Raw genomic sequence first — 17,836 nt, forward strand, 5'->3', positions numbered from 1 at the left:
CCTGAAACCGTGTGTCTACAAGCGGAGGGAGCGCAAGCGACCTCGTACTTTTTGTAGAACGGACCGGCGAGTTACCGTATTAAGCGAGGTTAAGGAGTAAAGCTCCGCAGCCGAAGCGAAAGCGAGTCTTAACAGGGCATAAAGTTTAATGCGGTAGACCCGAAACCGTGTGATCTACCCATGGACAGGGTGAAGCGAGACTAACCTCTCGTGGAGGCCCGAACCGTGTTGACGTTGAAAAGTCATGGGATGAGCTGTGGGTAGGGGTGAAAAGCCAATCGAACACGGAGATAGCTGGTTCTCCCCGAAATAGCTTTAGGGCTAGCCTTAACCGAACGCCCTCGGAGGTAGAGCACTGAATGGGCTAGGGGCCGAAAAGGTTACCGAACCCTATCAAACTCCGAATGCCGAGGAGCGCTAGTTAGGAGTCAGACTGTGGGGGATAAGCTCCATAGTCGAGAGGGAAACAGCCCAGACCGTCAGCTAAGGTCCCCAAGTGAACCTAAGTGGGAAAGGATGTTGCATTGCGAAGACAACCAGGATGTTGGCTTAGAAGCAGCCATACATTCAAAGAGTGCGTAATAGCTCACTGGTCGAGTGGTACTGCGCCGAAAATGTAACGGGGCTCAAGGTTCACACCGAAGCTGCGGCTTTGCAGCGCAAGCTGCAAGGGGTAGGGGAGCGTTCCTATGAGGTAGAAGCATAGCTGAAAAGCTATGTGGACTTATAGGAAGTGAGAATGCCGGTATAAGTAGCGAGAGGCAGGTGAGAATCCTGTCCGCCGAAAGCCTAAGGTTTCCTGAGGAAGGCTCGTCCGCTCAGGGTAAGCCGGGGCCTAAGCCGAGGCATTACATGCGTAGGCGATGGACAACTGGTTGAAATTCCAGTGCCACCTAAAGCCGTATGAGCGAAGGGGTGACGCAGGAGGGTAAGCTGAGCACGCGGTTGGTAGAGCGTGTCCAAACACAAAGGCAAACCCGGTAGGCAAAACCGCCGGGTCATGGCTGAAGTGTGATGGGGAGTGAAAATAAAGTAACGAAGCGGCCGAACCCATACTGCCAAGAAAAGCCTCTAGCAAGGCTAAAGGTGCCCGTACTGCAAACCGACACAGGTAGGCGAGGAGAGAATCCTAAGGCGAGCGGGGAAAACTCTTGTTAAGGAACTCGGCAAACTAACCCCGTAACTTAGGGAGAAGGGGTACCTGAGTAATCTTAAGCACAACTTAAGATGAAAAGGTCGCAGTGAATAGGCCCAAGCGACTGTTTAGCAAAAACACAGGTCTCTGCTAAGGAGAAATCCGACGTATAGGGGCTGACGCCTGCCCGGTGCTGGAAGGTTAAGGGGAACACTTAGCGCAAGCGAAGGTGTGAACCGAAGCCCCAGTGAACGGCGGCCGTAACTATAACGGTCCTAAGGTAGCGAAATTCCTTGTCGGGTAAGTTCCGACCCGCACGAATGGCGTAACGACTTGGGCGCTGTCTTAACAAGAGACCCGGCGAAATTGTAATATGAGTGAAGATACTCATTACCCGCGACAGGACGGAAAGACCCCATGGAGCTTTACTGCAACCTGATATTGGATTTCGGTATCAAATGTACAGGATAGGTGGGAGGCACAGAACCAGGTTCGTCAGGATCTGGGGAGCCACCCTTGGGATACCACCCTTTTGATACTGAAGTTCTAACCACAAGCCGTAATCCGGCTGTGGGACATTGTCAGGTGGACAGTTTGACTGGGGCGGTCGCCTCCCAAAAAGTAACGGAGGCGCCCAAAGGTTACCTCAGCACGGTTGGGAATCGTGCATTGAGTGCAAAGGCATAAGGTAGCCTAACTGCGAGACCAACAAGTCGAGCAGAGTCGAAAGACGGGCTTAGTGATCCGGCGGCACTGAATGGAAGGGCCGTCGCTCAACGGATAAAAGCTACCCTGGGGATAACAGGCTGATCTCCCCCAAGAGTCCACATCGACGGGGAGGTTTGGCACCTCGATGTCGGCTCGTCGCATCCTGGAGCTGAAGTAGGTTCCAAGGGTTGGGCTGTTCGCCCATTAAAGCGGCACGCGAGCTGGGTTCAGAACGTCGTGAGACAGTTCGGTCCCTATCCGTCGTGGGCGTAGGATACTTGAAGGGAGCTGCCCCTAGTACGAGAGGACCGGGGTGGACGGACCGATGGTGTATCAGTTGTCGTGCCAACGGCATAGCTGAGTAGCCAAGTCCGGCAGGGATAAGCGCTGAAAGCATCTAAGTGCGAAGCCCACCTTAAGATAAGGTATCCCATCCCAAAAAGGGAGTAAGACTCCGGGAAGACTACCCGGTAGATAGGTCAGAGGTGTAAGAGTTGTAAAGCTTTAAGCCGACTGATACTAATAAGTCGAGGGCTTGACCAAAACCTCACTGTGTAATTTTGAAGGTGCAAAAACGCATAAAAATTCTCGGTGGCCATAGCGGAGGGGAAACACCAGTTTCCATCCCGAACACATAGGTTAAGCCCTCCAGCGCCGATGGTACTAGGCAAATGCCTGGGAGAGTAGGTCGCTGCCGAGAATTTATATATATTTTAACATATTTACACCTAACCGTTCCTCGATAGCTCAGCGGTAGAGCATTCGGCTGTTAACCGAAGGGTCGTAGGTTCGAATCCTACTCGAGGAGCCATATTTATACTCGATATTTTGATAATCAAATAGTTTATGCTTAAAATAAATATATTAAAAGAAATATTAAAAAGGTATACATAAAAAAGTATCCCAAGATACAGTGTCAATTTTACCAATGACTCGGATATACTAAGAGAAGAAGATGTTATACTTAGAATAGTAGCAGCATATTATCTTTCTTAATATACTTTTTCAGCTCAACTATAGCATAGCTTAAAACCGATTGAAGAAGGTGGTTGCCATGACCAATGATAATGACCGTAAACTGGCGGAAAGCCTTGATACACTTTTGCGTTCCATAACTCGCTGGATGAAATATATACATAGACAACAGCTAGTTAAAGCTGATAACCTAGACATAACTCAGAAGCAATATAGAGTTTTATGTATTTTAGAAAAAAATGGTCCATATAAAATGTCGGATTTAGGTGAAATAGTCCATACATCTTATGGTAGCCTTACTGTAATGATAGACCGATTGGTAGACAAGAATTTGGTTGAGAGGTGTTTCTTACCTGAGGATAGGCGAGTTGTAATGGTTAAAATTACCCCGGCCGGAAGTCAGATTTTAAAACAATACAGGGAAGATTTTTTAGATTTAATAGAGAAAAATTTGGAAAGATTAAATAGTGAAGAAAAAAAACGCCTGCAAGCGGCTATAGACGATATTAAATCCATAGTTGAAGAAAATTGCAATTTTTTATTATGAGACAGAAACAAGCAGGATTTTCTATAGGTGATGTCGAAATTTTATAACAGAAATTTTATAGCAAGCATGTGATGAGAATAAATATAAAAAATACAAAGTGGGTATAAGGAGGCTAATAAATGCTTACAAGAATTTGCTCTGGTGGTGTAGTTTTTTTTAAAGACAAGGTCCTGATATTAAAAAATGAAAAAGGTGAATGGGTGTTACCAAAAGGAGTTATCAGACCAGGCAGACTTGCTCAGGAAGTGGCGATAGAGCGAGTAAAGTTGGAGGCAGGCGTAAACGCTCGCATTGTTTCATGTGTAGGAGAGACCTGCTATGAATTTTATTCTGTTACAAGACAAAGACCGGTATGCAATCAAATTACATGGTTTTTAATGGAAGCCTTATCTGAGAATTGTAATCCAAATGTAGAACTTAATTTTTCAGATGGAGGCTTCTATCCAATTGAAGAGGCCCTGGATATGATAACTTATAGCCAGGATAAATCTCTTGTAAGAACATCGTATAAGCGGTACTTGGAGTATTGCAAAGAAAAAGAGAAAAATGAAGATGAAAAAGACGAAGTGATAGTTTAAAAAAAGCAGCTTAGCTGCTTTTTTTAAATTGTATGAATTTTAATTTGCTCTTCTGAAATAGCATCCAAGGTCTGAGCTTTAAGAGCTACATCATTACTACATATTATTCCCTTTTCAGTCAAGACCTCAATAAGGCTCACTATAGTTAAAGTATTTCTATAGTCTATTATTTTCATATCTGAAAGTTCAGCCAAGATATCTATTTCCACCATAAGCTTTCCTCCTAGAGAAGGTTATATAAATATTTTAACCATCCCTAGGAAGTTTTATACAAGCAGTATAAAAAAATAATTAGCTCATAATTGATTATGAACTTTTTCGATAGCGTTGTACAATTCATCTCTTTCAAAAGGCACAATTGGACATTTTTTGCCTGAGGAAACAATAAATTTTCCCTGTTCTTGAGAAGTAACCTTGCCTATTACAGCGGCATCAATTTTACTTTCATTTAAAGCGGCAATAACTTCATCGGCAAAAGGCGTGCATATGAACATAGACCCGCTAGAAATAAGGCCTAATGGATTTATACCAAAAGCTTTACAAATATCTTGAGTTTCAGGCAAAATTGGAAGTAAATCCTGATATATTTCTACGCCTACCCCCGATGCCTCGGCTACTTCATAACATGCCCCCAACAATCCGCCTTCTGTGATATCATGCATAGCTGAAACACCAACTTTAGAAGCAATGATACCATCATCAACAACGCTTATTTTTTCTATGAAATTCTTAGCTTTTTCTATGGTTTCCCTTGGAAGCTTTTTAATGAGAAATTCTTCAAAATCTGAAGCAAGAATAGCAGACCCCTCAAGACCAAGGGTTTTTGTTACTATTATGGCATCACCGGGTTTGGCACCTGAAGACGTTACAAATTTATCCTTGCCGGTAATACCGATGGCGGTAGTAGAAATAATAGATTTTGATACTGCCGAAGTAATTTCACTGTGTCCGCCAAGAATTTCTATGCCAACTTTATTGGCAGCTTCATTTATTTCTTTCATCAATTCTTTCAAAAGCGACTCATTAGAACCTATCGGCAAAAGTAATGTAACAAGAATTCCAATAGGTTCTGCACCACAGGCCGCAACATCATTACATGATACGTACACTGCAAGATGACTGCTGTGAATATCTGCACCGGTTATTGGATCGGTGGAAAGGACAGCTACTGAATCACCAAAATCTATAATACTGCAGTCTTCTCCAAAACCTGAGTGGACCAATACTTCTTTTCTTAGTTTACCTACATAAGGATAAACACTTGATTTTAAAAGCTCCGGCGGGACTTTTCCTGCTTTCAACATTGACTAATCACCTCAGAATTTATCTTCATCATTAAAAGTAATATCCTTAAGCCTGTTATGCAAAAACAAGGAAATAGCGGCTCCTGCGGATACCTGTACAAAGTCCCCGGCGAGTTCTACCGGCACAGCGGCCATCCCATAGAGAATACCGGCTGCCAATGCATAACCTGCCATCATTGTCAAACCACCGAGTGCAACAGCAACATATTTATTCCTTTTAGAGAGAGCCCCCACTATATATCCTTCAAGGCCCTTAATAATAAAAGTAATAGGTGCCCATACAGGATACCCTCCGATGATATCGGAAAGTGCCGACCCTACTCCTCCTATAACAGCGCCCGGGCCCGGACCGTAAAGCAGTGCGGTTAAATAAATTACAGCTTCACCTAAATTGAAATAAAGATTAAATGTAGGAACTGGGAAACGCAATACTACAGTAGCTATGACTAATAATCCGGAAAAAAGGCCCATAAATGCAAGTTTTTTAATTTTATCATCCATAAAAACTTATCCTCCCCACGCTGATATCTGCTAAAATTCTAATGGTATTATATCAGAAATAAAAAGCCTTTGACAAATATTTTGATGTCTTGCTGCAACTAAATAGAAACCAACCATCACGTTTAACGAATCACATTACGAATCTAAACCTTATAACCTGGATTTACTGCAACCACCGCCTTAAAAATAGCATTAGCTATTGATTTTCTCGGCATTGTCCGATATAATAAAAAGACAACAGAGAAAGCTAGTAGCTATGATGGGGAAAAGTAAGCTTGGTTCTTTTTTTAGAGAGCCGGCGGATGGTGAAAGCCGGTAAAAGACTTTGCCTAATTCCACCCCGAAGCTGCATCTTTAAAAAGATGCCGGGATTTTATATGATTCCGTTAGATGAATTGAGTAATATATAAGGGTGGCAACGCGAGTCCTCTCGCCCCTTTAGGGGTGAGAGGACTTTAATATTTTCTATTTGGATTAGAAATGATATATAGTAAAAACTTGTAGCATAGGAGGTAAAAATATGCTTGATGTAAAGTTTGTAAGACAAAATCCGGATATAGTTAGGAGGTCGCTTCAGAATCGAAGAACTGAAGCGGACCTGGACAGATTTTTGAAACTTGATGAAGAACGCCGAAATCTTCTGTTTGAAGTGGAAAAGTTAAAGAACCTGAGAAACTCAGAATCGGAAGAAATTGCACGTAAAAAGAAAGCCAAAGAGCCTGCTGATGAGCTCATCGCTCGCATGAAAGAGGTATCCCAGCAGATTAAAGAAATGGATGAGAAGATAAATGAGGTAGAAAATAGTCTTGAAGAAATTCTGCTGACAATACCAAATATACCGGATGATTCAGTGCCTATAGGAGAAAGTGATGCGGATAATGTCGAAGTTAGAAGATGGGGTGAGCCGACTAAATTTGATTTTGAGCCTAAACCTCATTGGGACATCGGTGAAGATTTGGATATTTTAGACTTTGAGCGTGCAAGGAAAATTACCGGCTCAAGGTTTACTGTTTACAAGGGAGCGGGTGCTAGGCTTGAAAGAGCACTAATTAATTTTATGCTTGACTTGCATACACAAAAGCATAATTACAAGGAAATATTCCCGCCATTCATAGTAAATCGTGACAGCATGACCGGTACCGGCCAATTGCCAAAATTCGAGGAGGACGCTTTTAAGCTTGCTAACAATAATGATTATTTCTTAATACCTACTGCCGAAGTGCCTGTGACTAATTTGCACAGAGATGAAATCCTGTCGAAGGATGATTTGCCTATCTACTATGTTGCTTACAGCGGATGTTTTAGAGCCGAAGCGGGTTCGGCGGGAAGAGATACTCGAGGCCTTATAAGGCAGCACCAATTTAATAAAGTGGAACTGGTAAAGTTTACAGATGCGCAAAGCTCAATGCAAGAACTGGAGAAGCTGACAGCCGATGCTGAAGAGGTTCTCAAACTTTTAGGCCTGCCTTATCGCGTAGTAGTTTTAAGCACGGGAGATTTAGGATTTTCCTCCGCAAAAACCTACGACATAGAAGTTTGGATGCCAAGCTATAATCGCTATGTAGAAATATCCTCCTGCAGTAACTTTAAAGATTTTCAGGCTCGGCGTGCACGAATCCAGTACCGACCGGAAAAGGGAGCAAAACCCGTTTATGTGCACACATTAAATGGTTCGGGTCTTGCAATAGGAAGGACTACGGCAGCCATACTTGAAAACTATCAGCAATCTGACGGCTCTGTAATAATTCCTGAAGTTTTGCGTGAATACATGGGAAGAACAAATAAAATAGAGATATGACTCTTATTGCACTCACAGCGTTGGTAAAGAATTTTAAGCGGCTCAATTGTAGAATTTGAGCCGCTTTTTGAATATGATAATATAAGTTTTGTCTTTAAATACAAAGGGGTGATTTGCATGGATAAGTCTTTGCAATTTGATAAAGACAGAGAAAATTTTTATAAAAACCTCTTTAAGGAAAAGAATATGAATATAAAAAATATAAAAGATGAAGCAGAAATCTATGCGGAATATATAAAAGAATTTACTTGGGTTAAGACCTGATTTTAGTTACAATAAAAAGATAACGGCTGTCCTTTCCTTATAACGGTTAATTCCGGCTGATATTATACAACTTAACTTATTATAGTAATGACTGCAAATTTATAGCTTACTTGAGGTGAAATAAAAAAAGCGGGGATGATGAACCCCGCTTTTTATTACATCAAAAACAAAACGGCTACAATTGTGGATACTATCAGACCGGTAATAACCGGTATAAGATTCTTTCTTGCTAAATCCATCACAGGTACACCTACAATACCTGCTACAGCTATAAGGGAACTCCATGCTATAATAGTTCCGCCGCCAGACCAGATATTGCCCATTTGGCCTATAGCAGCCAGAGCTGCCGCTACCTTGACATTTCCACCGGCCATTGCACCTGCCAAGGTTCCCGACATGGGCAAACCGGAAAAACCAGAGCCGTCCAAACCACCGATAATGCCTAGAATCAGCATACCAAAGGCGGAAAGAAAGCCTTCAGGAGGAATGGACTGAGCAATCATTTGTCCGATATCAAAAAGAAATCCGGGAGCTCCTTCTCCTAAAATACTAGCGACGACTTCAGGATTTCCAAGAAAGAAAAATCCTGCTATAGGTAAAATTTGACCCATTACTTTAAATGCAAAAACCAATCCATCGGTTAAATAATCAGCTATAACATCAAGACTCTTTACACCTTCTACGAGAATAGTTGCTATAGTCATAATTAAAACAGCAGTGCCACCGAGAAGTGCTGAAGCGTCACCACCTTTTATATCGAAGCGAAACATGGCATATATGACACCTATTAATGCAATAACAGTTAGCCACATCAGAAAGGGAGCATAAGCCTCGCCACGATGCTCCTCGCCTTTCATTTTCATTTCCGGTCTTGCTTCATTTACGGCAGCTGTTTCTCGTTTGCCTTCCTTTTGGAACAGCGCTATTTCATCTCTCATCATATAATAAGCCATTACAATAGCAACTATACCTGTGACAAGGGAAAGAATAGCACCATAACCTGTCACAATTGAAACTGGGATACCGGCAGCTTTAGCCGAAAGACCAGGTGCACCCTGAATAACCATATCACCGGAAAGGGCCATACCCTGTCCTGCTAAAGCCATAGCTACTGCTCCTGCCATGGGTGGTAGACCCACTTCAATAGCAGCTGGTACCAATAAAGCGCCGATTAAGGGCACGGCTGGGGTTGGCCAGAAAAAGAGAGATATAGCATAGGTTGTAACAACAAGAACAATATAACTTACCGCAGGTGAAACCATCAGCTTTTTCATAGGAGCTACCAGCATTTCATCAGCTCCGGTTACACTAATGGATTTTAGCATTGCGAACATCAAACCAATAATTAAGAAGATACTTCCTAACTCGACCAGAGCTGCTATTTGAGCACTAAAAACCGCTGTAACAGCTCCCGCCAAACTCCCCTTGTAGATAAGTGCAATCAAAAAAGTAGAAACAATACATGGGATGAGAACATTGCGACGAAATAACATAGCTGCTACAACAGCAATGGTACCCAAAGCATAAATCCAATGAGCAAGAGTCACGTTAAATCCTCCAGTTCTTTTAAGAATTTGCGTTACGTGAAAAAATAATGGAAAAACTACTTACAGCTAAAAAAATTACCACCTCCTCATCAATGATGAGTGACTAGCTATTTCTATACTAATTCGACAGAAAAAATAAAAATCCTCCTTATAAAACAGAAGTATTAAAAAAAAGAAAATGTTTTCAATGATAATAATAATCATATCAAAAAATTAATCTTCGCCAATATGCGGTAAAAACCTTCTGCTAAATATTATGAGCTATATGGCAAAATCTATTCTTTATAATGAGTTATTTTTAAATATTGATACATATAAAAGAGCATTTTTAGGGTGCTGTTATGAAAACTGATGATAGATTTGTAATAATAAAAGCCATATACATAAGCATATAAGACGATTTTGTCATAAAATTAATGCATGGCTTTAGAGGTCTTATGCATTATATAGAGGCGGCAAAACTAATAACGGTATCAATGGTTTGGCCGATGATTTTCAGCTTAGTAATTCATTGTTTTGTCAAGCAAAACATCCCATCTCTTATAGGTAACATTTTACTAGAATAAATATATGTTATATTATCATTACTTGACATATGTCCATAATAATGATAATATAAAATCAAAAGTAATGAACATATGTCTATAAAATTTTAAAGGAGGTGAATTTATGCCTAGAGGAGATGGAACTGGTCCTGCCGGATACGGTCCTATGACCGGCCGCAGCAGAGGATTTTGTGCTGGCTTTTCAGTGCCTGGTTTCCTCAATCCAATTGGAAGAGGATTCGCGGGTAGAGGTAGAGGCTATAGGCATCAGTTTTATGCAACAGGTCTGCCTTTTTGGGCAAGGGAAGCCAACCCTTTTAAATTTGCTCCGGCTTATAACGCAAAGTATAGTCAAGAAAGCGAAGCCGAGGCTCTTTTACGGGAGGCAAACTTCTTAAAACAAGAACTTAAAGCCATAGAGGACAGGCTAAATCAATTAAAAGCGACAGAAAAAGAAAATCCCACTGATGATTAGCAAGATTGAAATCGGACAAATTATATTTGTTGGGTGGCCTTATACCACCCAACGATTCTTTTTGCAAGATCTGGTCTAAGCATATTATTTTACTGAAAATGAGCTATTAATTATAATAAAAAGTAATCAGAAGTATTGAAAAATACTACTTGATTTAAGGAGGAGGAATAACCTTGAAAGTAGCTGTAACTTCTGTTGGCAAAGATTTGGATTCTATGATTGATGAAAGGTTTGGGCGTTCAAGTTATTTTATTATTGTTGATACTGATTCTGATGAATTTGAGGTATCTGAGAACGAGGGATTAAGCAGTGCTCACGGCACAGGTGTCCAGGCAGCTCAGTTTATAGTGGAAAAAGGTATTCAAGCCATAATAACCGGAAACATAGGGCCAAATGCTATAAAAGTCCTAAAAGAATCAGGCATAGATGTATTTACTGCAAATTCCATGACTGTAAGACAAGCTCTAGCAAATTTTTCAGAAGGTAAACTTGAGAAGATTTCCGGCAGCACTACAGGACAGCATAATAAATAGAACTAAAAAATTTATATATTATCAAAACGGAAAACCCTAAATATTTCGATGACATATAAATAAAAGGAACCGTACTTAATTATTTACTAATTATTTAATGGTGGTGAGATTATGATTGTTGCGGTTGCAAGCGGTAAGGGGGGCACCGGAAAAACAACGATAGCAACGAATCTGGCTGCTTCTTTAAAAGATACACTATCTGTGCAGCTTTTGGATTGCGATACGGAAGAGCCTAATGTGCATTTGTTCATTGATCATGAGATAAGCCACAGTGAGGATGTTATGCTTGCCGTTCCTACTATAGACTACGATAAGTGCACTCATTGTGGTATATGTGTTCAAAAATGTGCCTTTAATGCACTGGCAGATATTAAAGTAAAGCTTTTAGTCTTTGAAGAACTCTGTCACGGCTGTGGCGGCTGCGTGCTGCTTTGTCCTGTCGGAGCTATTGCAGAAACTGACCGAAAAATTGGGAGTGTAAAGAGCGGCCATGCCTTCGGCATGAGCTTTATATATGGGATATTGGAAGTTGGAGCGGTTTTAGCTCCACCGGTAATTAAGAAGGTAAAGGCACATATCAAAAACAATACTGCCGTTATAATTGATGCACCGCCAGGCACATCCTGTCCTATGATAAATGCAGTATCAGGAGCAGATTATTGTATATTGGTCACAGAACCGACGCCTTTTGGATTAAGTGACCTTAAACTTGCTCTGAAGGTTGTCCGGGAACTTGAAATCCCATTCGGTGTTATTATAAATCGGGTGGGGATGGAATATCCCGATATGGAAAACTATTTTTCAAAGGAAGATGTCCCAGTTTTAATGAAGATACCCTTTGACCGGCGATATGCTGCATGCTATGCCGAAGGGAAATTACTTACAGAAGAATTTCCTGAGCTCAGAGAAGAATTCAAAAACTTGTGGGATGCCATAGAAAGACAGGTGAAGGCATGAAGGAATTGGTGATAATCAGCGGAAAAGGCGGAACAGGGAAAACCATTGTTACAGCTTCACTGGCAGCTCTTTTAAAAAAATCGGTTTTAACCGATTGCGATGTGGATGCGGCTGATTTATATCTGATTTTAAAACCCGAGATAAAGCAAACTTTTGAATTTTGGGTGAGCAAGAAGGCCCGTATTAATCTTACAAAATGTACCAGATGTGGGAAATGTGTAGAGGTTTGCCGTTTTGATGCTATAACTAATTACAAAGTGAACGAGCATTTTTGTGAAGGCTGCCAAGTGTGCTATAACATTTGTCCTGAAAAGGCCATAGACTTAATTGATAACCTTTCAGGCCATTGGTATATTTCAGATACCCGATATGGGCCGATGATTTTTGCAAAACTGGGTATTGCTGAAGAAAACTCAGGGAAGTTGGTGACTGCTGTCAGAAAAGCTGCTAAAGAAATTGCCGAAAGAAAAGGATATGACCATATAATAACCGATGGGCCTCCAGGAATAGGATGCCCGGTTATCTCGACTTTATCAGGAGCTGATACGGCTTTAGTTATAACGGAACCTACAGTTTCGGGCAAACATGATCTTGACAGAGTAATCAGGCTTTCAAAGAATTTCAAGGTAAAAGTAAAAGTCATTATTAATAAATATGACCTTTCCCTTAGAAAGAGTTTTGAAATCGAAAAATACTGTAATAATATAGGTATTGAAGTTATAGGTAAAATTCCATTTGATGAGGACGTAGTAAAATCTATTGCTAAGGAAACTCCATTGGTAGAATTTTCTCGAGGTCCCGCAGCTAAGGCGTTGGCAGATATAGCGAAAAGGCTTATTGACATATGTTCATTACAGTAGTAAAATACCTTTAGAATTAGAGTGAGAGGAGTGTGAGCGTGGCAAGACCACCTAAATGGCGTCATGTGGAGTTTATACCTGATATAACATATTTTAAGCCTGCCGGAGTGCCTTTACGACAGTTGGATGAAGTGGTTTTAACGGTAGAAGAGCTTGAAGCATTAAGGTTAAAAGACCTAGAGGGCCTTGAACAGGAACCCTGTGCCGAAAGAATGAATATCTCCCGGCCGACTTTTATCCGAATTATAAATTCAGCTCGCACAAAAGTTGCCGAAGCACTTGTTAAAGGTAAAGCCATTCGAATCGAAGGCGGAACATATCAATTTGTCAGGCCTTTAAAATGCTGGGATTGCGGAAATGAATGGAGTCAACCACAGGACGAAACCAGCAAGGAATGCCCTAATTGCCACAGCACTAACTGGGCGCCCAAAAGGATGCAGAGAGGTCGATGCCATGGGCATAACCGGCAAGATATACCGGATTAAAGCAAGAATTTCAAATATTTTTCTCAGAATGAAAGGGTGTATTTGGTGAAACAACAGGAAGGCAATGAAAGCAATAAAGAACAAACAATCAAAAAAGAGCCTCAAGAAGCATCAGCAGCGGGATTAAACCGCATAAAAAAAGTAATAGCTGTTATGAGCGGAAAAGGTGGCGTAGGCAAATCAACAGTGACAGGTCTTTTAGCAGTAAGCCTCAAAAAACAGGGTTACAGTGTGGGCATAATGGATGCGGACATAACAGGCCCAAGTATTCCTCGCATGTTCGGTATAAACAAAAGACCTGAAAATCTGGAATTTGGGCTTATGCCGGCAGAAAGCTCAACAGGTATCCGTATTATGTCTTTAAATCTTCTGCTGGAAAACGAGGATGATCCGGTTATTTGGCGAGGACCTTTGATAGGCAACGCCATACAGCAGTTTTGGAATGATGTAGTGTGGGGCGATTTGGACTACCTGTTGGTGGATCTGCCGCCTGGAACAAGTGATGCGCCTCTAACCGTAATGCAGTCACTGCCCGTGGACGGCCTTATCGTCGTTTCATCACCACAGGAATTAGTGGGCATGGTAGTCAAGAAAGCTGTTAAAATGGCAAATATGATGGATATTAGAGTAATCGGCCTCATTGAAAACTATAGTTATATGGTTTGTCCCAAGTGTAAAGAAAAAATAGAGGTATTCGGCAAGAGCCGGGGCGAAGAGGGAGCAAAAGAAGCAAATGTCCCTTATCTAGGTTCACTGCCTATTGACTATAAGTTAGCCAAGTTTTGTGATGAAGGTCGAATAGAAGAGTATGAAAGCACAATTTTCACAGACTCCCGTTTTTAGTGGCGGTTCCAAATTATTCACGTTGCACGTAAATATTCATTCCGAGAGTCATAAGAGGGTAAATCCGATGTCATTCTTCAGTGCTTATCATATGTATATAAGAGATGCTAAGGGAAAAGAAGAATGATAAAGTAGATTGCCAAAATATAGAAAGAGGAGGAATTGATTACTTATGAAAATAGCCATACCTACGGATAAAGGTCAAGTTTCCGCCCATTTCGGGCATTGTGAAGAATTTACCATATATGATGTAAATGAAAGCGAAAAAAGGGTAAACTCAAAAGAGTGTATTACTAACCCGGGCCATCAACCCGGATTTTTACCGAGATTTTTAGCAAAACAAGGTATTAACTGTATAATTGCCGGAGGCATGGGATTAAAAGCCAAGCAGCTCTTTGACCAAAATAACATACAAACCATAACCGGTGCTGCAGGTATAGTTGATGAAGTAATACAGGATTATCTAGAAGGAAACCTTATCAGCAACGAAAGCTATTGTGACCACCATGAATAATTAGGGACGGTTCCAAATTATTCATTGACAGCTGTTCCTGGAAAGTGTTAGAATAAAATTAACATCTGATGTTTCGGCGGCTTCCGATACAGAAGATGAAAAAGTCCATAACTTCCTGATTGCAAGGAATGTCTGAGCAAAAAGGTGAAGGACCGAGTAAAAGCATGTTTATATACTAAATGCAAAAATACCTTCGACTTTTTGTCGAGGGTTTTATTTTTATAAAGGTGGAGGTAAGTTATGGACAAAAGAATTGGTGTTGTAGGTATTGTTGTTGAGGATTTAGAAAGTGCTAATGCAGTCAACTCCATACTGCATGAGTATGCGCAAATTATTGTAGGTAGAATGGGGATTCCTTATAGGGAAAAAGGTGTTTCAGTGATATCACTTATTGTGGATGGCACTTCAGATGAAATTAGTGCCATGACAGGAAAACTTGGTAAAATCAAGGCTGTTTCTGTAAAGTCCGCAATGACTAAAAAGGCCTGACATTTAACCGAAAATTGCCTTCTATAGTGAAATCAAAATTTAAATAAGGGGGTTTTGTGTATATGGATAAAGATGCTCTTAAACCTTTTAGTATTAGATGGCTTACTAGAACTGCCATACTTTTGGCTATAACACTGGCTTTTCAAATGCTGGGTTTTCCTCAGATGGTAACCGGTCCTGCCGTAAATGCCATGCTGCTTATTTCCGGAACATATGTGGGTATAATTGGAGCGGTAATCATCGGCATGCTAACACCGCTTATTGCCTTTGTCAGAGGCATTTTAGCACCGCCGCTGGCACCTATGATTCCGTTTATTATGCTGGGGAATGCTGTATTAGTGATTGTATATGTGGCAGCTCGCTCTAAATTAGGTAAGGGCTATGCGGGTACTGCTATCGGTCTTATTATAGGTGCAATAGTTAAGTTTTTAGTGCTCTCATCCGCAGTTAGATTTATTGTAAGTGTACCACCTCCCGTAGCAAAGGCTATGCAGATACCCCAGCTGTATACTGCATTACTAGGCGGTGTGGTTGCATTTATAGTAGAAAAAATTTTAGATGCAGCTATTAAGCAAAACAGCTGATAGATAAATAAAATACAAAGATAAATTAGATTAAGGAAGGACGATAAGTTCCTCCTTTTTTTATGTGGCTAGGTTCGCTGTTGATTACAATATAGGCTATAATAGAATAGGCTCTTATAGTAAATAACTGCTGGCTTAGTACGACGTCCGGGCATCTGCCCGTAACCATCTTAATAGGTAATTTAAAACTTGTTACCGGCTTTTATATAATTTGCTTGGATATAGCGGACCGCTTGGCAGTTGAAAAGAGGGGATGTATTATGGGAAAAATAAGAACTCCGGAGCCAGTAACACCGGTAGCCAGTGTCTTTACATCAGATAAGGAACTATTTGAACCGGTAAAAGAGGCTTTGACCAAGCAACTTGGACCCGTGTATTTATGCTAGTGCAGTGCTGCCGTTTAATCATACAGACTATTATACTGATGAAATGGGAGATGGGCTGAAGCGCCAGATTTTTGCTTTTGCCAAGTTGATTGACCCAGGTGAGCTTTCCGATCTTAAGCAGTGGTCGAATTTGCTTGAACAAGACTGGTCAATAGATGGCAAACGCCGAGTAAACATTGATATAGGTTATATTAGCCTAGCAAAGCTAGTATTAGCCAGCACTAAAGATCACAGCCACCGCTTATACTTGGGCGGGGGAATCTATGGAGAGGTTACACTGCGTTTTGTAGATGGCAATTTTAAACCATGGCAATGGACTTACCCGGATTATGCTAGCATAGAGTACCGCAGAATCTTCGAGGATATTCGCAAGCTCCACAGCAAGAAGCTTCGCATTTGTTAATAATAGTTATACGAATTCTTTTCAACTTCTAAAAACAAGGTGGCCGATATGAATTATAAGTTATTACTTATCATAATAGTATTGTCAATAGTAGTAGTATATGGCTGCGAAAGCTATAATAACCAAGCAGTAAAAGACCAAGATCACATCATTGACCAAGATGCTGATATTGTTGATCCGTTAAAAGAACAGATTGCACAGATGACAATAGATGAGAAAGTGGGCCAGATGGTCATGGTAGGTCTTGAAGGATATGAAAAAGACCAATATTCTCAGGAAATGATAGAGAAATACAAAGTTGGAGGATTCATATTTTTTGAACGAAATATAAGGGATGCCTATCAGACATTGACTCTTATAAACTCATTAAAGGAAGCAAATAAAGAAAATGCAATTCCACTTTTCATTGCCGTTGATGAGGAAGGCGGAAGGGTCACCCGGATGCCGGAGGAATTTATAAAACTGCCTGCAAGCAGACTTATTGGCAGAATAAACAATGAGGAGCTTTGCTTTAAAATCGGAAACGTCATAGGTGAAGAACTAAAATCGCTGGGCTTTAATATGAATTTTGCACCGGTTTTAGATATAGACAGCAATCCGGCAAATCCTGTCATAGGCGATAGGTCTTTTAGCTCTAATGAGCAAACAGTCAGTAAACTAGGTACTGCCACTATGAAGGGAATCCAAACCAATGTAATCTCAGCAGTCAAACACTTTCCCGGCCATGGAGATACATCGACAGATTCTCATATAGGACTGCCTGTTGTAAATTGTGATTTAGAAAGGCTTAAAAGTTTTGAACTTGTGCCTTTTGCCAGTGCCGTAGAAAACGGTGCGGATATGGTGATGGTGGCGCACATATTACTACCTGAGATTGATGAAGAAAACCCCGCTACGCTTTCAAAAAGTATAATAACCGATATTTTAAGATCCGAAATGAAATTTGACAAAGTTGTAATTACTGATGATATGACGATGGGGGCAATAACGGAAAATTTCGATATAGGTGATGCAGCAGTGAAATCAATAATGGCAGGAGCGGATATTATCCTTGTGTGTCATGATCATGAAAAGCAGGTAAAAGTCTTGGAGGCATTAAAACAGGCGGCGGTAGACGGGATTATTACCGAAGATGAGCTTGATATGCATATATACAGGATATTAAAGTTAAAACAAAAATACAATTTAAACGATGAGAAGATAGAGTCAGTGGATGTAGAAAAGATAAATGAAAAAATCAGAGATATTTTAGGAAAGGACTTTTGTGCCCTTAAGTTTCTTTAAGAATGTAATGAAAATGAACAATGCTTATGTATTTGAAGGGCAGATAGTAATAGATAATGAAGAGGTTATGCAATAACACCAATGCGTAAAGCCTCAGATAAAATTAAAGCCATGCATTGAT

20 protein-coding genes, 1 tRNA gene, 2 rRNA genes and 1 other annotated feature (1 of these 24 running past the window's edge) are annotated in these 17,836 nt (G+C 40.7%); of the genes, 19 read left to right on the forward strand and 4 right to left on the reverse strand.

All coding sequences use genetic code 11. The features are described 5' to 3' along the window. From TEPIRE1_RS01170 to TEPIRE1_RS01190, 5 genes are all read left to right on the forward strand, one after another. Positions 1-2,386 (forward strand): 23S ribosomal RNA (locus TEPIRE1_RS01170) (it extends 579 nt beyond the left edge of the window). Between the two features lie 44 nt (positions 2,387-2,430). Further along, a 5S ribosomal RNA gene (rrf, locus tag TEPIRE1_RS01175) occupies positions 2,431-2,543 on the forward strand. 36 nt (positions 2,544-2,579) lie between these two features. Beyond that, positions 2,580-2,654, forward strand: a tRNA-Asn gene (locus tag TEPIRE1_RS01180). A gap of 243 nt (positions 2,655-2,897) precedes the next feature. Continuing rightward, positions 2,898-3,365: a MarR family winged helix-turn-helix transcriptional regulator gene (locus tag TEPIRE1_RS01185; protein WP_013777368.1), complete on the forward strand. Its 468-nt coding sequence runs from the start codon at positions 2,898-2,900 to the stop codon at positions 3,363-3,365. 119 nt (positions 3,366-3,484) lie between these two features. Further along, a complete protein-coding gene (locus tag TEPIRE1_RS01190; RefSeq protein ID WP_013777369.1) occupies positions 3,485-3,943 on the forward strand; it encodes an NUDIX domain-containing protein in 459 nt (152 codons plus the stop codon). A gap of 23 nt (positions 3,944-3,966) precedes the next feature. Here the strand turns inward: TEPIRE1_RS01190 and TEPIRE1_RS01195 are convergent, their stop codons facing one another. The 3 genes from TEPIRE1_RS01195 to TEPIRE1_RS01205 form a co-directional block, all read right to left on the reverse strand. Then, positions 3,967-4,155 carry a hypothetical protein gene (locus TEPIRE1_RS01195; protein ID WP_013777370.1) on the reverse strand — a complete coding sequence of 63 codons (189 nt, stop codon included), beginning with the start codon at positions 4,153-4,155 and terminating at the stop codon, positions 3,967-3,969. A gap of 84 nt (positions 4,156-4,239) precedes the next feature. Beyond that, the gene (locus TEPIRE1_RS01200; RefSeq protein WP_041591468.1) at positions 4,240-5,244 is read right to left on the reverse strand and encodes an AIR synthase family protein; all 1,005 of its coding nucleotides are present in this window, start codon (positions 5,242-5,244) and stop codon (positions 4,240-4,242) included. 15 nt (positions 5,245-5,259) lie between these two features. Then, positions 5,260-5,748: an ECF transporter S component gene (locus TEPIRE1_RS01205; protein ID WP_013777372.1), complete on the reverse strand. Its 489-nt coding sequence runs from the start codon at positions 5,746-5,748 to the stop codon at positions 5,260-5,262. A gap of 247 nt (positions 5,749-5,995) precedes the next feature. Continuing rightward, positions 5,996-6,189, forward strand: a binding site (T-box leader). A gap of 79 nt (positions 6,190-6,268) precedes the next feature. Between TEPIRE1_RS01205 and serS the strand changes: the two genes are divergently transcribed. Continuing rightward, the gene (serS, locus tag TEPIRE1_RS01210; protein ID WP_013777373.1) at positions 6,269-7,546 is read left to right on the forward strand and encodes a serine--tRNA ligase; all 1,278 of its coding nucleotides are present in this window, start codon (positions 6,269-6,271) and stop codon (positions 7,544-7,546) included. A gap of 117 nt (positions 7,547-7,663) precedes the next feature. Further along, positions 7,664-7,810: a hypothetical protein gene (locus tag TEPIRE1_RS13790; RefSeq protein WP_013777374.1), complete on the forward strand. Its 147-nt coding sequence runs from the start codon at positions 7,664-7,666 to the stop codon at positions 7,808-7,810. A gap of 155 nt (positions 7,811-7,965) precedes the next feature. Here TEPIRE1_RS13790 and TEPIRE1_RS01215 read toward each other — a convergent pair whose 3' ends face one another. After that, the gene (locus tag TEPIRE1_RS01215) at positions 7,966-9,357 is read right to left on the reverse strand and encodes a hypothetical protein (RefSeq protein ID WP_013777375.1); all 1,392 of its coding nucleotides are present in this window, start codon (positions 9,355-9,357) and stop codon (positions 7,966-7,968) included. 669 nt (positions 9,358-10,026) lie between these two features. Here TEPIRE1_RS01215 and TEPIRE1_RS01220 point away from each other — a divergent pair. From TEPIRE1_RS01220 to nagZ, 12 genes are all read left to right on the forward strand, one after another. Continuing rightward, entirely contained in the window at positions 10,027-10,377 is a 351-nt protein-coding gene (locus TEPIRE1_RS01220) for a DUF5320 domain-containing protein (protein ID WP_013777376.1), read from the forward strand. A gap of 173 nt (positions 10,378-10,550) precedes the next feature. Continuing rightward, complete coding sequence (locus TEPIRE1_RS01225) at positions 10,551-10,910, forward strand: NifB/NifX family molybdenum-iron cluster-binding protein (protein WP_013777377.1); 360 nt, start codon at positions 10,551-10,553, stop codon at positions 10,908-10,910. 111 nt (positions 10,911-11,021) lie between these two features. After that, complete coding sequence (locus TEPIRE1_RS01230) at positions 11,022-11,867, forward strand: ATP-binding protein (RefSeq protein ID WP_013777378.1); 846 nt, start codon at positions 11,022-11,024, stop codon at positions 11,865-11,867. After that, positions 11,864-12,727, forward strand: a complete 864-nt coding sequence (locus TEPIRE1_RS01235; protein ID WP_013777379.1) for an ATP-binding protein — start codon at positions 11,864-11,866, stop codon at positions 12,725-12,727. The genes TEPIRE1_RS01230 and TEPIRE1_RS01235 overlap by 4 nt, the downstream gene beginning before the upstream one ends. Before the next feature lie 38 nt (positions 12,728-12,765). After that, positions 12,766-13,212, forward strand: coding sequence for a DUF134 domain-containing protein (locus TEPIRE1_RS01240; protein WP_013777380.1), 447 nt, complete (start codon positions 12,766-12,768; stop codon positions 13,210-13,212). A gap of 45 nt (positions 13,213-13,257) precedes the next feature. Continuing rightward, on the forward strand, positions 13,258-14,055 hold the full coding sequence (locus TEPIRE1_RS01245; RefSeq protein WP_197537062.1) for an Mrp/NBP35 family ATP-binding protein: 798 nt from the start codon (positions 13,258-13,260) through the stop codon (positions 14,053-14,055). 172 nt (positions 14,056-14,227) lie between these two features. Continuing rightward, positions 14,228-14,569, forward strand: coding sequence for a NifB/NifX family molybdenum-iron cluster-binding protein (locus TEPIRE1_RS01250; RefSeq protein ID WP_013777382.1), 342 nt, complete (start codon positions 14,228-14,230; stop codon positions 14,567-14,569). A gap of 240 nt (positions 14,570-14,809) precedes the next feature. Beyond that, a complete protein-coding gene (locus TEPIRE1_RS01255) occupies positions 14,810-15,058 on the forward strand; it encodes a TM1266 family iron-only hydrogenase system putative regulator (protein WP_013777383.1) in 249 nt (82 codons plus the stop codon). 62 nt (positions 15,059-15,120) lie between these two features. Then, positions 15,121-15,642, forward strand: a complete 522-nt coding sequence (locus TEPIRE1_RS01260; RefSeq protein WP_013777384.1) for an ECF transporter S component — start codon at positions 15,121-15,123, stop codon at positions 15,640-15,642. 260 nt (positions 15,643-15,902) lie between these two features. Continuing rightward, on the forward strand, positions 15,903-16,028 hold the full coding sequence (locus TEPIRE1_RS14210) for a hypothetical protein (RefSeq protein WP_015294837.1): 126 nt from the start codon (positions 15,903-15,905) through the stop codon (positions 16,026-16,028). Beyond that, positions 16,006-16,431 (forward strand): DUF4416 family protein, encoded by a 426-nt coding sequence (locus TEPIRE1_RS01265; protein WP_015294838.1) that lies wholly within the window; start codon positions 16,006-16,008, stop codon positions 16,429-16,431. The genes TEPIRE1_RS14210 and TEPIRE1_RS01265 overlap by 23 nt, the downstream gene beginning before the upstream one ends. A 48-nt stretch (positions 16,432-16,479) precedes the next feature. Continuing rightward, entirely contained in the window at positions 16,480-17,715 is a 1,236-nt protein-coding gene (nagZ, locus tag TEPIRE1_RS01270; RefSeq protein ID WP_013777385.1) for a beta-N-acetylhexosaminidase, read from the forward strand. The last annotated feature ends 121 nt before the right edge of the window (positions 17,716-17,836 follow it).

Source organism: Tepidanaerobacter acetatoxydans Re1, assembly GCF_000328765.2.
Taxonomy (GTDB): Bacteria; Bacillota; Thermosediminibacteria; order Thermosediminibacterales; family Tepidanaerobacteraceae; genus Tepidanaerobacter; species Tepidanaerobacter acetatoxydans.

What these genes read in the sequence shown, in the direction of transcription:
- TEPIRE1_RS01185 (WP_013777368.1), top strand. Translation starts at nt 2,898, where the DNA reads ATGACCAATGATAATGACCGTAAACTGGCGGAAAGCCTTGATACACTT.
- TEPIRE1_RS01190 (WP_013777369.1), top strand. Translation starts at nt 3,485, where the DNA reads ATGCTTACAAGAATTTGCTCTGGTGGTGTAGTTTTTTTTAAAGACAAG.
- TEPIRE1_RS01195 (WP_013777370.1), bottom strand. Translation starts at nt 4,155, where the DNA reads ATGGTGGAAATAGATATCTTGGCTGAACTTTCAGATATGAAAATAATA.
- TEPIRE1_RS01205 (WP_013777372.1), bottom strand. Translation starts at nt 5,748, where the DNA reads ATGGATGATAAAATTAAAAAACTTGCATTTATGGGCCTTTTTTCCGGA.
- serS (WP_013777373.1), top strand. Translation starts at nt 6,269, where the DNA reads ATGCTTGATGTAAAGTTTGTAAGACAAAATCCGGATATAGTTAGGAGG.
- TEPIRE1_RS13790 (WP_013777374.1), top strand. Translation starts at nt 7,664, where the DNA reads ATGGATAAGTCTTTGCAATTTGATAAAGACAGAGAAAATTTTTATAAA.
- TEPIRE1_RS01220 (WP_013777376.1), top strand. Translation starts at nt 10,027, where the DNA reads ATGCCTAGAGGAGATGGAACTGGTCCTGCCGGATACGGTCCTATGACC.
- TEPIRE1_RS01230 (WP_013777378.1), top strand. Translation starts at nt 11,022, where the DNA reads ATGATTGTTGCGGTTGCAAGCGGTAAGGGGGGCACCGGAAAAACAACG.
- TEPIRE1_RS01235 (WP_013777379.1), top strand. Translation starts at nt 11,864, where the DNA reads ATGAAGGAATTGGTGATAATCAGCGGAAAAGGCGGAACAGGGAAAACC.
- TEPIRE1_RS01250 (WP_013777382.1), top strand. Translation starts at nt 14,228, where the DNA reads ATGAAAATAGCCATACCTACGGATAAAGGTCAAGTTTCCGCCCATTTC.
- TEPIRE1_RS01255 (WP_013777383.1), top strand. Translation starts at nt 14,810, where the DNA reads ATGGACAAAAGAATTGGTGTTGTAGGTATTGTTGTTGAGGATTTAGAA.
- TEPIRE1_RS01260 (WP_013777384.1), top strand. Translation starts at nt 15,121, where the DNA reads ATGGATAAAGATGCTCTTAAACCTTTTAGTATTAGATGGCTTACTAGA.
- TEPIRE1_RS14210 (WP_015294837.1), top strand. Translation starts at nt 15,903, where the DNA reads ATGGGAAAAATAAGAACTCCGGAGCCAGTAACACCGGTAGCCAGTGTC.
- nagZ (WP_013777385.1), top strand. Translation starts at nt 16,480, where the DNA reads ATGAATTATAAGTTATTACTTATCATAATAGTATTGTCAATAGTAGTA.